The organism is Curtobacterium sp. VKM Ac-2889 (assembly GCF_015350855.1).
Lineage (GTDB): Bacteria > Actinomycetota > Actinomycetes > Actinomycetales > Microbacteriaceae > Curtobacterium > Curtobacterium poinsettiae.
Map to the genome: position 1 here is coordinate 387123 of NZ_JADKSC010000004.1, position 13504 is coordinate 400626.

Sequence of the window (13504 nt, forward strand, 5' to 3'; positions counted from 1 at the left end):
AGCAGCCCGCCCGGTTATGTACTCCCCTGTATAACGGAGGTGATCGGCTTGGCAGTGACGACGATCGATCTTGATCCACGCGTGCTCGATGATGCGAAGCAGCTGACCGGCGCCCGCTCCAACCGCGAGGTCGTGCAGAGAGCACTCGAAACCCTCATCGCGGTGCGACGACAGCCCGCCGCCGTCGAACGCATCATCGCGCGAGACTTCAGCGCCGACCCTTCTGCGGCCGACGAGCTGCATCCCTGATGGCGACGTACATCGTCGACAACTCCGTCTGGTGGAAGGCACACCGTTCAGCGGGCATCGCACAGCGGCTTCGCGAGATCGCGACGCAGGACCTGATCATGACCTGCCCGCCGCAGGTCCTCGAGTACTGCCATGCAGCACGCACCGGACCCGACCACCAGGGGTACCGCGACGACATGGACGCCTTCCTCGAGGCTTCAGAACACCCGGACATCCAGGATGTCACGAGCATCCAGAACGCCCTCTGGAACAACGGCCACGTCCGCGGAGCCGGACCGATCGACGTCCACATCGCTGCCTACGCCGTGCGCAACGGGGCCACCGTCCTCAGCTCGGACCGCGACTACGACCACATCGCCGACGCAGTCGCCGATTTCCGGCACGAGTACCTGCCGGAGCGCTGACTGCGGGTCAGTAGGTCCCGTCGCGCCGCTCCTGCTGCGTGATCTGCTCCCCCGACGCCGGGTCGACGCCCGAGCGCGTGGTGGTCGTGGTGCGGCGACCACCGAAGGCCACGGCGAGGCTGATGATGAGCAGCACGACACCGGCTGCCATCAGGATGTAGCCGATAAGGCGCAGGTCGACGCCGGCGAGCTGGATGTTCAGCGCGAAGGCGACGATCGCGCCGATGACGATCAGGGCGATGCTGGATCCGATGCGCATGACGCAGTCCTCTCGGGTGGGGGTGGTGCGGCAGACGGTACACGTCCGACAACCCCCGCGCGGATCAGTCGACGTCGACTTCGGCCCACCCGTCGAACCGACCGATCTCGGTGACCCGTACGACGGCCTCGCCGACCTCGTCCGAGGCGTCCAGGTCGATCGTCGCCGAGAACCCGAAGTCCTTGTCGCCCTCGGGGTCGGAGAAGATCTGCCGTGCCTTCCAGACCCGCGGTGATGCCGTGGCACCGCTCTCGTCGAGCACCAGGTACTGCATGGACCGTGCGTCGGCGTCCGTGCCGATGCTGTCGTGCTCCTCGTAGTACTCCTCGAGCACGGTGTCCCACGCCGACCGGTCGAACCCGGCGGTCGCGTCGAGCTCCCCGAGCCCGTCGATGTCGTCGGCCGCGGCGAGCAGCACCCGCTGGAACAGGGCGTTGCGCACGAGCACCCGGAACGCCCTGGGATTGCCGGTGAGCCGTGCGGGCTGCGGCGGCGCGATCTCCTCGTGTTCCTCGGAGGCCAGCAGGACGTCGCCGTTGAGCAGCGCCTCCCACTCGTCGACGAGTGAGGAGTCGGTCTGCCGCACGACCTCGCCGAGCCACTCGATCAGGTCGTCGAGCTCCTGGGTCCGCTGTTCCTCGGCGATGGTCTGCCGCATGGTCCGGTACGCGTCGGACAGGTAGCGGAGCACGAGCCCCTCGGAGCGGGTGAGCTGGTAGAAGCGCACGAAGTCGCCGAAGGTCATCGCGCGTTCGTACATGTCGCGGACGACGGCCTTCGGGGACAGCTGGAAGTCGAGCACCCAGGGCTGTTCGGCGGCGTAGGCCTCGTAGGCGGCGGTCAGCAGCTCGTCGAGCGGCTTCGGCCAGGTGACCTCCTCGAGCAGCTCCATCCGCTCCTCGTACTCGATCCCCTCCTGCTTCATGCGGGCGACGGCCTCGCCACGCTCCTTGAACTGCTGCTGCGACAGGATCGCCCGCGGGTCGTCGAGCGTGGCCTCGACGACCGAGACCATGTCCAGTGCATAAGTGGGAGAAGAAGGGTCGAGCAACTCGAACGCGGCGAGCGCGAACGGGGACAGCGGCTGGTTGAGCGCGAAGTTCGGTGCGATGTCGACGGTCAGGCGGTAGGCGCCGTCGACCTTCTCGATCACCCGTGCGTTGATGAGGGTCCGGGCGATGACGAGTGCCCGGCGGGCCATGGCGAGCTGCCGGGAGCGCGGTTCGTGGTTGTCGTAGACCAGCGACCGGACGTCGGCGAAGGCGTCCCCGCCACGGGCGACGACGGACAGCACCATCGCGTGCGTGATCCGCATGCGCGAGGCCATCGGCTCGGGCTCGGCCGCGATCAGCCGTTCGAAGGACGCCTGCCCCCATGACACGAAGCCCTCGGGCGCCTTCTTCCGCTTGATCTTGTTCTTCTTCTTCGGGTCGTCGCCGGCCTTGGCGACGGCGCGGGCGTTCTCGATGTCGTGCTCGGGGGCCTCGGCGACGACGTCACCCTCGGTGTCGTACCCGGCGCGTCCGGCGCGGCCGGCGATCTGGTGGAACTCGCGTGCGGACAGCTGGCGCATCTTGGTGCCGTCGAACTTCGTCAGTCCGGTGAACAGCACGGAGCGGATCGGCACGTTGATCCCGACGCCCAGGGTGTCGGTGCCGCAGATGACGGGCAGCAGGCCGCGCTGGGCGAGCTGCTCGACGAGTCGTCGGTACTTCGGCAGCATGCCGGCGTGGTGCACGCCGATGCCCGCCCGGATCAGGCGCGACAGGGTCTGCCCGAACCCGGCGCTGAAGCGGAAGCCGGCGATGGCGTCGGCGATCTGGTCGCGGCGTTCGCGCGAGGCGACCTTCGCCGACATCAGCGACTGCGCCCGCTCGAGTGCGGCGGCCTGGGCGAAGTGCACGATGTAGATCGGCGCCTTGCCCTCCTCGAGGAGCCGCTCCACCGTCTCCTGCACGGGCGTCATCACGTACTGGTACTCGAGCGGCACGGGTCGCGAGACACCGGTCACGCGGGCGGTGGGCCGGCCGGTCCGGCGGGACAGGTCGTCGGCGATGGTGGTGACGTCGCCGAGGGTCGCCGACATGAGCAGGAACTGCGCACGCTCGAGCACGAGCAGCGGTACCTGCCACGCCCAGCCGCGGTCGGGGTCGCCGTAGAAGTGGAACTCGTCCATCACGACGACGTCGACGTCGGCGTCCGGTCCCTGCCGCAGCGCCAGGTTCGCCAGGATCTCGGCGGTGCAGCAGACGATGGGTGCGTCGGCGTTGACGCTCGAGTCGCCGGTGACCATGCCGACGTTCTGCGCACCGAACAGCTCGACGAGCTGGAAGAACTTCTCGGACACCAGCGCCTTGATCGGCGCCGTGTAGTAGCTCCGCTTGCCCTCGGCGAGCGCGGCGAAGTGCGCGCCGGCCGCGACGAGCGACTTCCCGGTGCCGGTCGGCGTGCTCAGCACGACGTTCGCGCCGGAGACGAGCTCGATGACCGCTTCGTCCTGCGCCGGGTACAGGGGCCGACCGCCCTCGGCGGCCCAGGCCGCGAAGGCCTCGTAGACCTCGTCGGGGTCGACGACGCCGTCCACCGCCGCCGGGATCGCGGCGACGAGCGGGGGCAGGGCGGTGACGTCGGTCATGCGCCCATCCTCCCAGGTGCGGCCATGACGGACTGGGCCCACGCCGCCGGTCCCGGGGCGACGCGCCAGCGGCGGACCGGCCATGCCGGTGGGGAGAGGCGCGGTGCCAGCTCGCCACGGGCCTCCCGTCCGCCCCGTCGCCGACTCAGGCGCATTTCGATACGTGCGCATAGACTCGCGCCATGCGCGAACTCGGCTTCCTCTCCTTCGTCCCGAACCACGGCGGCACCGACGGCGCCGCCGGCGCCCTGGAGGACGGCCTGCGCCTGTTCGAGACCGCCGAGTCCCTCGGCTACGGCACAGGTTGGGTGCGTGGACGGCACTTCGAGCCGTACCTGACGAGCCCGATGACCTTCTTCGCGGCCGCCGCGCAGCGCACCAGCACCATCGCGTTCGGCACCGCCGTGCTCGGCATGCGCTACGAGGACCCGGTGCGCCTGGCCGAGGATGCCAGCACGGTCGACCTGCTCAGCGGCGGCCGTGTGCAGCTCGGCATCAGCACGGGCATCGCCGGGTACGGGCCGATCCTCGACCCGGTGTTCGGCACGGTCGACCGCAGCTTCCGCGACGAGGCCGAGGCCCGCGCAGCACGGCTGCTCGAGGTCCTGCAGGGCGAGCCCCTGGGCAGTGCCGGCAAGGGCTACGAGAGCATCCCCGCCGGGGCCGACCTGACCCTGCAGCCGCTCAGCCCGGGCCTGCGCGACCGCGTGTGGTGGGGTGGCGGCAGCATGGGCACGGCGGTGCGCACGGCCGAGAAGGGGCTGCTGCTGCACTGCTCGACCCTGAACACCGAGGACACGGGTGCGCCGTTCGCCGAGGCGCAGGCCGACCAGATCGCCGCCTACCGCGAGCGGTTCGCCGAGTTGCACCCGCACCGCGAGTCCAAGGTCGCCGTGGGCCGGATCGTGGTGCCGCTCCTCGACGACCACGACCGCGCCGTGCACCAGGAGTTCCTGACCGGGTACGCGTCCGGGATGGACGACGAGGGCCGACCGCTGTCGGGCGCGCCGCCGTTCCGCTTCAGCAAGGTCGTGTCCGGCGAACCGGCGGCCATCGTCGACGCCCTGCTCGCCGACCCGGCTGCCACCGCCACCGATGAGCTCGTCATCACCCTGCCGGCGAACGGCGACCGTGCGGCACACGAGCGGATCCTGCGCATCGTGGCCGAGGAGGTCGCTCCGGCGCTACGGGCCTGAGGGCCAGCGACGCGGGCAGACGCCTGGAGCCTGATCGCCTGCGGCCCTGCCGCCACCGAGAGTCGAGGGCATCCGGCGGGGCTCTGATCGAGTTGGTGAAGCCCGAGAGCCCGGCCGGATGACCATCTCGTCCCTGATCCGCACGAGATGGTGCCCCCATCGTTCCACCTACCGACCGGTTTGTCACACCGATCTGCGTCCCTGGAGCAAAGAAGTTGACCAAGTGTCACTCGTTTTTGCGAACCGGCACGAAGTCCGGCAACCGGTTCACCGGTGCGCACCGAGTCCGGGACGATCCGCGGAACGAGGTTCCGGCACGGAGCACCGATGCGGCTCCGACCCGGAACGACGAATGCGCCCCCGCGCGGACGCGGGGACGCATTCTGGGACGCACCGGGGAAGCCAGGGCGACAACGGCCGGATCAGGAGGCCGAATCGCTCACCCAGCGACCCCGTAGTCGGTGCGTGCGCGGACGGTAACCAGCCGACTCGCGCACGACGATGTTACTGAACAGAGTCGGGAGCTGCGCGGAAACCGGACGACTTCGTCACTCCAGTTCGAGGGACGCGGTTCCGGCGTCGTCGACGACGGAGGCACCGACGTGCAGCGTGAACGTCCCCGACTCGTACTGCCACGAACCGTCCCAGTGGGCGAAGGCGCGTGCCGGGACCTCGATCGAGACCTCCGTCGACTCCCCCGCACCGAGCCGGACCGGGGCAAACCCGACCAGCCAGCGAACCGGGCGGTCGACCGCCGACTCCGCACGGGACGCGTAGACCTGCACGACGTGCTTGCCGGCGCGGTCGCCCGTGTTCGCGACGGTCGCCGTGACGATGACGGCGTCGCCCTCGCGCACGGTCGGCGTCGCGGAGACCCCGTCGATCGACCACGTGGTGTAGCCGAGGCCGTGCCCGAACGGGTAGGCCGGCTCGGTGCCGGCCCGCAGCCAGGCCCGGTACCCGACGTGGACGCCCTCGTCGTAGGAGACCTTGCCGTCCACCGGGGTGACGTCGAGCACGGGGACATCGGCCATCGCGACCGGCCACGTGGTGGGCAGGCGTCCACCGGGCTCCTGCCGCCCCGTCAGCACGTCGGCCAGGGCGTTGCCGTACTCCTGCCCGCCGAACCAGGTCAGCAGCACCGCGGCGACGTCGTTCCGCCACGGCATCTCGACCGGCGAACCGGCGTTCACGACGACGACCGTGTTCGGGTTCACGGCGGCGACCGCGCGCACCAGGTCGTCCTGGTGACCGGGCAGCGCCAGCGAGGAGCGGTCGTAGCCCTCGGACTCGACCTTGGAGTTCGTCCCGACCACGACGACGGCGACGTCCGCACCACGAGCGGCCTCGACCGCTGCGTCGATCAGCACGGCGGGGTCGTCGTCGGACGGCTCGGTACCGAACTGGTACGCCAGCACCCCGCCGAGCGTCTCGTCCTGGATGACGTCGTACTCGATCCGGATCGCGACCTGCTGGCCGGTGGTCACCGACACGGGCACCGACCGCGCCGGCGGGTTCAGGAACGCGGCGCCGAGCTGGTCGCCCTCGTACGGCACGTCCTCGTCGAGCAGCAGCTCGCCGTCGATCCACATGCGTGACCGTCCGGCCGCGCCGATGCCGAACCGCACGGTCCCCGTCGACTCGGCGGTGTAGGTGGTGGTGATGTCGAGCCGGTCGGCTTCGCGCGTCGGCGCGTCACCGCCGAACCAGAACAGTGCCGTCGCGCGGCGGTCCTCGACGAACAGCTCCTCGCCGTCCTTGACGAAGGCGACCCGCGCTCCGGGCTCACCGGTGCCGGGGTTCGTGATGGTGGACAGCGGGAACTCCGCGATGCCCTCCTGCACGACGGCGCCGATCGCGTAGTCCACGCTCGCGCCGGGGAACGCCGAACGGATGCCGTCCAGCGGCGACACGACCTGCGACGGCACGACCGTGGCCGAGCCACCGCCCTGCGTGCGGGCCTGGTCGGCATTGTGGCCGATCACCGCGATGCGCGACACGGCGGGGGCGTCGAGCGGCAGGACACCGGTGTTGCGGACCAGGACGGTGCCCTCGGCCTCGGCCTCGCGGACGAACGCGATGCCGTCCTCGACGTGCACGGGCGACGCGGCGACGGGTTCGAAGCCCTCGAGCGCGCCGACGCGGGCGGCCAGGGTCAGGATCCGGCGGACCTTGCGGTCGATCGCTGCCATCGGCACCTCGCCGGACTGCACGGCGGCGAGCAGCGGCCCCTCGCTCCACCACGGGTTCGGCCCGGGCATCGCGACGTCCTGCGACGCCTTCGCGGAGTCCACCGAACGCACTCCGGTCCAGTCGGACACGACGATGCCGTCGAAGCCCCACTCCGAGTTGAGCGGGGTCTCGAGCAGGTCGTTCTCCGACGCCGTCACGCCGTTGATCGCGTTGTACGACGACATGACCGCCCAGGCGTGCGCCTCGGTCACGGCCTTCTCGAACGCCAGCAGGTACAGCTCACGCAGCGCGCGGTCGGACACCTCGGTCGACGCGGTGAAGCGGTCGGTCTCGTAGTCGTTCGCGATGTAGTGCTTCGGGGTGGCGGCGACACCGTTCTCCTGCACACCGTCGACGTACGACGCGGCCAGGTCACCCGTGAGCACGGGGTCCTCGCTGAACGCCTCGAAGTGCCGGCCACCCAGCGGGGACCGGTGCAGGTTGATGGTCGGGCCGAGCACGACGTCGACGCCCTTGCGACGGGCCTCGACGGCAGCGGCGGCGCCGTAGCGCTTCGCGATCGCGCGGTCCCACGAGGCGCTCAGCGCGGTCGCCGACGGCAGGTTCAGGGACGGGTCACGCTCGTCCCACACCTCGCCGCGCACGCCGGACGGCCCGTCCGACATCAGGATCCGGCGCAGCCCGATCTTCTCGACGGGCCAGGTGGTCCAGAAGTCACGTCCGGTGAGCAGCTGCACCTTCTCGTCGGTGGTCAACTGGCCGAGGAGCGCATCGATGCGCTCGGTCAGCGGCGTCGACGGACTGGAGGCGGTGCTCGCGTCGTTCACGGTGGTCACGGTGGTCGGTCCTCTCGTTCAGGGCCGCGGGGCGCCGCCTGGACGGCCGGGGCCTCGTCGCCCACACCCACCATCCACCGGGTTCGCCGCCCGCGCTGGCAGCTCCTGCACCGTACCACCCAAAACCGACCGCTGGTTGGTTTTCTGGGGTCTCCCGTGGGCGGTACAGTCTGGCCATGGCACGACGGGGTTCGTACGCAAAGGGCATCGCGAAGCGCGAGGAGATCCTCACGGTCGCGCTGGACCTCGTGGCGTCGCAGGGCTTCCGGCGGACGAGCATCAAGGACATCGCCGACGCCGTGGGCCTGACCCAGGCCGGCCTGCTGCACTACTTCGACTCGAAGGACGAACTCTGGGTGGAGATCCTCCGCCGCCGCGACGAGCTCGACCTGGCACACGACTGGCAGGCCGCGGACCCGGCGGCCCTGCTCGCGGCGATCGTGCGGCACAACGCCGAGGTCCCGGGGCTGGTGCAGATGTTCGTCAACCTGTCCGCCGCGGCCGCCACCGACGCCGAGCACCCGGCGCACGAGTACTTCCGCGAGCGCTACGAACGCAGCCGCCGCGTGCTGTCTGCCGACTTCCGCACCATGCAGCAGGACGGACGGCTGCGGACCGACATCGACCCCGACGAGCTCACGAGCGTGTTGCTCGCGGTGTCCGACGGCATGCAGATCCAGTGGCTCTTCGACCCCACACGCGACATGGCCGAGCACGTCGAGCTCGTCGCCCGTCTGGCGATCGCCCAGGTCGCCCCCACCGCCTGACAGCCCCCGCCCCGGCAGTGGGGTACGGACAGGGCCTGGTCGTGTCAGGGCAGGCGGGGCAGGATGGTCGGTGCCCGCCAGGGTGTGTTCCGACGACGATGTGGAGTGACGCGATGACGCGTGTAGTGGTGACCGGTGGCAGCGGCAAGCTCGGACGGGCGGTGGTGCGCGACCTCGATGCGCACGGGTACGACGTGGTCCTGCTCGACCGTGTCCCCTCGCCGGACAAGCCCGAGCGTGTCCCGTTCGTGCGGATCGACCTGACCGACCACGGCCAGGTCCTGAACGCCCTGCTCGGCATCGACGACCGGTACGACCACGTCGACGCCGTCGTGCACCTCGCGGCGGTGCCGGCCCCGGGACAGGTGCCCGACGTGGCCCTGATCACCAACAACGTGACCTCGTCCATCAACGTCTTCCACGCTGCCCGTGCCGCGAAGATCAAGAACGTCGTGTGGGCGTCGAGCGAGACCCTGCTCGGCATCCCGATGGGCGAACACCTGCCGCCCTACCTGCCGGTCGACGAGGAGTTCGCCGTCCGCCCGCAGTCGTCGTACTCGCTCGGCAAGGCGGTGGAAGAGGAGATGGCCCGCCACTTCACGCGCTGGGACCCGGAGCTGAAGATGATCGGGCTGCGCTTCTCGAACGTGATGGACGAGACCGACTACCCGGCGTTCCCGTGGGACGCCACCCCCGAGGCGAAGACGTTCAACCTGTGGTCGTACATCGACTCGCGCGACGGGGCCCAGGCCGTCCGCCGTGCGCTCGAGGCGGACCTCACCGGGTTCGAGGCGTTCGTCATCGCGAGCCCCGACACGGTGATGGACACCCCGACGATCGAACTCGTCGAGCGTTTCGTGCCGGACATCGAGCGCCGTGCGGACATCGACGGCGTCAGCTCGCTGCTGTCGTCGGAGAAGGCCCGCGAACTCCTCGGCTACACGCCCGAGCACAGCTGGCGCGACCACCGCGCCTGATCGTCAGGCAGCGGGGACGAGCAGCCCGTCGAGCACCAGGTCGCGCGCCGCCGGCAGCAGGTCGGCGGCCAGGGCCTGCTCGTCCACGCCGGTGATCTGCGCGAGTGCGCCGATGATCGCCGCGACGGACAGGTCACCGTCGCACGCGCCCACGAACGCCGCGAGTGCGGTGTCCGCGTCCACCCGGCGCCCGAGCCCGCCGCCCTGCACCAGCGTCATCACGGTGGGGTCGTCGTTGCCCGGCCAGTAGTACCGCTCCTCGGTGACGTCACCGGTCACCGCCAGGTGGGCGGCAGCGAGCGCGGCGTCGTCGTGGGCGGCGAGCCAGGCGGCCGCGTCGAGGACGCGGGCGACCGTCGCCCCCAGACCCGCGGGGTTGGAGCCGAGCGTCTCGGGGACGCGCTCGAACCGGCGGAGGCCGGACGGGCCTCCCGGCAGGGGTCGACGCACCACGACGTAACCGAAGCCGACGCCGGTGACGCGGCGATCCGCGAAGTCGTCGAGCCACGCGCCCATCAGGGTGTCGAACCCGTCCGTGCCGGGCTTGGTGCCGCCGTCGCGGATCCAGGTCTCGGCGTAGGACGTCGGGTCCTGCCGCTCGCGCTCGATCACCCACACGTCGAGGCCGGTGTCGGCGAACCAGGCGCGCACGCGGTCCAGGCCGTCGACGCCCCAGTGGTACTCCCAGTTGCCGAGGAGCTGTGCGGTGCCACCGGGCTCCAGGTGGTCCCCGAGGCCCCGGAGCACCGTCTCGACCAGGGCGTCACCGACCATGCCGCCGTCGCGGTACTCGTAGGACGGGACGCCTTCGCGACGAGGCGTGATGACGAAGGGCGGGTTCGAGACGATCCGGTCGAAGCGCTCCCCCGCGACCGGATCGAACAGTGAACCGAACCGGAAGTCGATGCCGTCGATGCCGTTCAACTGCGCGTTGAACCGGGCGATGTCGAGGGCACGGCGCGAGATGTCGGTGGCGACCACGTGGTCAGCGAACCGCCGCGCGTGCATGGCCTGGATCCCGCAGCCGGTGCCCAGGTCGAGCACCCGCTCGACCGGCACGGGCACCTGCAGGCCGCTCAGCGTCGTGGTGGCGCCGCCGATGCCGAGGACGTGTTCCTCGCTGATCTCGTGTCCGAGGGCGAGCTCGCCCAGGTCGGAGACGATCCACCAGCTGCCGGCGCCGAGGTCGTCGACGAAGGCGTAGGGGCGCAGGTCGACGGTGGGGTGGACGAGCGGGGCGCCGCCGTCGCCTTCGCCGTCGCCTTCGCCTTCGCCTTCGCCTTCGCCTTCGCTGCGCAGCAGACCCGATGCGATGACGGCGTCGAGCCCGGCGGTCGGGAACGCGGCGGCTGCCTCAGCCCGCGCCACCGGCAGCCCGAGCACGAACAGCGTCGCCAGGGTGCTGAGCGGCGTGGTCTCGCGGGCGGCGAGCGCACGGAGCGCAGCGACCCGCGAACCGCGGTGCAGCGATGCGGCAGCCTCGGCGCCCCACAGGGAGTCGAGCCGGTCGACGGTGAAGCCGGCGGCCGTCAGGTCCGCGGCGAGCGCCGTGGCGACGGCGGGGTCTGCGACGATCGACGGCAGCGTGTGCACGGTCGGGCTCGGGGCGGCGTCGGGCTCGCCGCTCACGAGGCGAGCCCCTCGCGGAGCAGGGCCGATGGGACCTGCCAGTCGAGCACCAGGTCGAGGAGCCCGGGGAACCGCTGCTGCACGTCCTCCACCCGGACACGGCTGACGCGGGTCAGGCCCTCCAGGTGCTGCTCGAGCAACCCGGCCTCGCGCAGGACCCGGAAGTGGTGGGTCAGCGTGGACTTCGGCCGGTCGATGCCGACCCACCCACAGCTGCGCTCGCCGCCGGCCGCGTCGACCAGGTAGCGGTGCAGGATCGCGAGCCGGATCGGGTCGCTCAGGGCGTCCATGACGACGGGGAGGTCCATCTCGGCCACGGACGGCTGCGGCAACCGTTCGGGAGCATCGACGTGCGCGGGCATGGACGGGACGCTACCACCGTTCGGCTCGCTGTACGACTTGCGTCGTACTGTTCGAGTGCGGTACGAATGCAGTCGTACTGCACGGAGATGGAAAGGGGTGCGCATGCACCAGTCAGCTCGTTCGGTCGCCGGGTTCTGGATCCTGGCGGCGATGCTCCTGGTCTCGGTCGCCTCGTCGGCCGTCCCGTCGCCGATCTACCCGGTCTACGCCGCCGAGTGGCACCTCACGCCGCTCATGCTCACCGGGGTCTTCGCCATCTACGTCGCCGGCCTGCTGGCGAGCCTGCTCATCGCGGGGCGCTTGTCCGACCACGTCGGCCGGAAGCCCGTGCTCGTCGTCGGCGGGCTGGGCGTCGCACTGTCGCTCGGCCTGTTCGCGGCGGCGGACGGGGTCGTCGCGCTCATCGTGGACCGGATCGTGCAGGGCGTCTCGGTCGGACTGCTCATCGGTGCACTCGGCGCGGCCCTCATCGACAACTCCCTCGAACGCCACCCGACCATGGCGGGTGTGCTGAACGGTGTCATCCCGCCGATCGCCCTGGCCACCGGCGCGCTGTCGAGCGGCGCCCTGGTGCAGTGGGGTCCGGCGCCGGAGCAGCTCGTCTACCTGCTGTTCGGCGCGCTCCTCGTGCTGCTCGTCCTCGCGCTGTCCGTCGTCCCCGAGCAGGTGGAGCGTCGCCCAGGAGCACTCCGCTCCCTGCGCCCGACGATCAGCGTGCCGCGGTCATCGCGTCGGTTGTTCCGCGGCGTCGCCGGATCGCTCGTGGCCAGTTGGGCACTGGGCGGCATGTTCCTGTCGCTCGTCCCCTCGGCACTCGGCGCGGTGTTCGGCATCACGAACCACTTCGCCGCCGGTGCGCTCATCGCGGTCGTCACCGGTGTCGGCGCCCTGACCGGCCTGGCGATCCAGCGGATGGACACCCGACGTGCGGTCCTGCTCGGGCTCGTGGCGCTCGTGCTCGGCCCGATCATCACCGTGTCGTTCGTGTTCGCGCACTCCCTGCCGGGCATGGTCGTCGGCAGCGCCGTCGCCGGTGTCGGCTTCGGCGCCGGGTTCCAGGCACCGCTGCGGATGCTGCTCGCCACCGCTGCACCGACCCACCGCGCCGGACTGCTCTCCACGATCTACGTCGTCAGCTACCTGGCGTTCGGGGTGCCCTCGGTCATCGGAGGCCTGCTCGAGCCGTCGGTCGGCCTCGTCCCGGTCATCGCCGGGTACGGCGGCTTCATCGTGCTCGCCGCGGTCGTCGCCCTCGTGCTGCAGCTGTCATCGAAGGACGCCGCCGAGGTCGAGGAGCGCGCTGCCGAGGTCATCGAGCGCACCGCCACCGGTTCGGTGCGGGTCGCGGCCGAGTAGGCGCGCCCCGCACGGTGCGGCGCTGCCCATTCGGTGCGAGGTTGATCGCTCGGTGCGAGCCTGCAGCGCCGCACGGAGGCGTCAACCTCGCACGCGGTGAACAGCACCGCACGGTGCCGACCGCGACGGCCCGACTAGTGGCCCGGGTGTGCCGAGTTCGCCCCGCGAGCGCGCGCACGGACCCCGACGGTCCGCGCCGCTCCGGTGTGCGCAGCATCGACGTCGGCCTTGCCCCGGTCGGCCGCATCGCGCAGACGCTTCGGCCCGTGCCGCTTGGCCCAGTCCCAGAAGCGGTGCAGCTGCGCCTTGAGCCACGTGATGATCTTGTGGAAGAAGTGGAACTCGCTCGCCAGCACGGTGAGACCGATGAACACCACGAGCCACCCCGGGCCCGGCAGCGGCACCAGGATCAGCCCGATGATGACGACCAGCCCGCCCACCAGACCGACCAGCACCTTGTAGAACAGGTGCACGTGCGGCCGCTCGTGGATCCAGGCGCGCAGGCGGTGGAACCACTGGAAGCGCTGTCGGGCCGCACCATCGGCCCGGGCGTCGCCGGGTCGGTCGTTCGGGTCGCCGTCCATGCCGAAAACGTAGGGCGCGCGGCTGGGAATCAGCGGCGCACGCGGTGGACGCGGGG

12 protein-coding genes are annotated in these 13504 nt (G+C 70.9%); 6 read left to right on the forward strand and 6 right to left on the reverse strand.

Going from position 1 to position 13504, the window contains the following annotated elements:
• Nucleotides 1-54 precede the first annotated feature (54 nt).
• The gene (locus ITJ50_RS14990; protein WP_259553210.1) at nt 55-249 is read left to right on the forward strand and encodes a type II toxin-antitoxin system VapB family antitoxin; all 195 of its coding nucleotides are present in this window, start codon (nt 55-57) and stop codon (nt 247-249) included.
• Nucleotides 249-653, forward strand: coding sequence for a PIN domain-containing protein (locus ITJ50_RS14995; protein ID WP_194590817.1), 405 nt, complete (start codon nt 249-251; stop codon nt 651-653). Before ITJ50_RS14990 ends, ITJ50_RS14995 begins: the two co-directional genes overlap by 1 nt.
• A gap of 7 nt (nt 654-660) precedes the next feature.
• On the opposite strand, the gene ITJ50_RS15000 is transcribed toward ITJ50_RS14995, so the two are convergent.
• Nucleotides 661-912: a DUF6458 family protein gene (locus ITJ50_RS15000; protein ID WP_017886906.1), complete on the reverse strand. Its 252-nt coding sequence runs from the start codon at nt 910-912 to the stop codon at nt 661-663.
• 64 nt (nt 913-976) lie between these two features.
• Complete coding sequence (locus ITJ50_RS15005) at nt 977-3547, reverse strand: DEAD/DEAH box helicase (protein WP_042540825.1); 2571 nt, start codon at nt 3545-3547, stop codon at nt 977-979.
• 182 nt (nt 3548-3729) lie between these two features.
• Here ITJ50_RS15005 and ITJ50_RS15010 point away from each other — a divergent pair, with 182 nt between their 5' ends.
• On the forward strand, nt 3730-4743 hold the full coding sequence (locus ITJ50_RS15010) for an LLM class flavin-dependent oxidoreductase (RefSeq protein ID WP_194590818.1): 1014 nt from the start codon (nt 3730-3732) through the stop codon (nt 4741-4743).
• A gap of 548 nt (nt 4744-5291) precedes the next feature.
• On the opposite strand, the gene ITJ50_RS15015 is transcribed toward ITJ50_RS15010, so the two are convergent.
• Nucleotides 5292-7772, reverse strand: coding sequence for a glycoside hydrolase family 3 protein (locus ITJ50_RS15015; protein ID WP_194590819.1), 2481 nt, complete (start codon nt 7770-7772; stop codon nt 5292-5294).
• A gap of 176 nt (nt 7773-7948) precedes the next feature.
• Here ITJ50_RS15015 and ITJ50_RS15020 point away from each other — a divergent pair, with 176 nt between their 5' ends.
• Nucleotides 7949-8539 (forward strand): TetR/AcrR family transcriptional regulator, encoded by a 591-nt coding sequence (locus ITJ50_RS15020; protein ID WP_052481929.1) that lies wholly within the window; start codon nt 7949-7951, stop codon nt 8537-8539.
• Between the two features lie 113 nt (nt 8540-8652).
• Nucleotides 8653-9516, forward strand: coding sequence for an NAD-dependent epimerase/dehydratase family protein (locus ITJ50_RS15025; protein WP_031259567.1), 864 nt, complete (start codon nt 8653-8655; stop codon nt 9514-9516).
• A 3-nt stretch (nt 9517-9519) separates the two neighbouring features.
• On the opposite strand, the gene ITJ50_RS15030 is transcribed toward ITJ50_RS15025, so the two are convergent.
• Both ITJ50_RS15030 and ITJ50_RS15035 read right to left on the reverse strand, forming a co-directional pair.
• Nucleotides 9520-11145, reverse strand: a complete 1626-nt coding sequence (locus tag ITJ50_RS15030; protein WP_323749915.1) for a methyltransferase — start codon at nt 11143-11145, stop codon at nt 9520-9522.
• On the reverse strand, nt 11142-11507 hold the full coding sequence (locus tag ITJ50_RS15035) for an ArsR/SmtB family transcription factor (protein WP_042540826.1): 366 nt from the start codon (nt 11505-11507) through the stop codon (nt 11142-11144). The genes ITJ50_RS15030 and ITJ50_RS15035 overlap by 4 nt, the downstream gene beginning before the upstream one ends.
• A gap of 103 nt (nt 11508-11610) precedes the next feature.
• Between ITJ50_RS15035 and ITJ50_RS15040 the strand changes: the two genes are divergently transcribed.
• Complete coding sequence (locus ITJ50_RS15040) at nt 11611-12864, forward strand: MFS transporter (RefSeq protein ID WP_042540827.1); 1254 nt, start codon at nt 11611-11613, stop codon at nt 12862-12864.
• Between the two features lie 134 nt (nt 12865-12998).
• Here the strand turns inward: ITJ50_RS15040 and ITJ50_RS15045 are convergent, their stop codons facing one another.
• The gene (locus ITJ50_RS15045; protein ID WP_017886915.1) at nt 12999-13448 is read right to left on the reverse strand and encodes a TIGR02611 family protein; all 450 of its coding nucleotides are present in this window, start codon (nt 13446-13448) and stop codon (nt 12999-13001) included.
• Between the last annotated feature and the right edge of the window lie 56 nt (nt 13449-13504).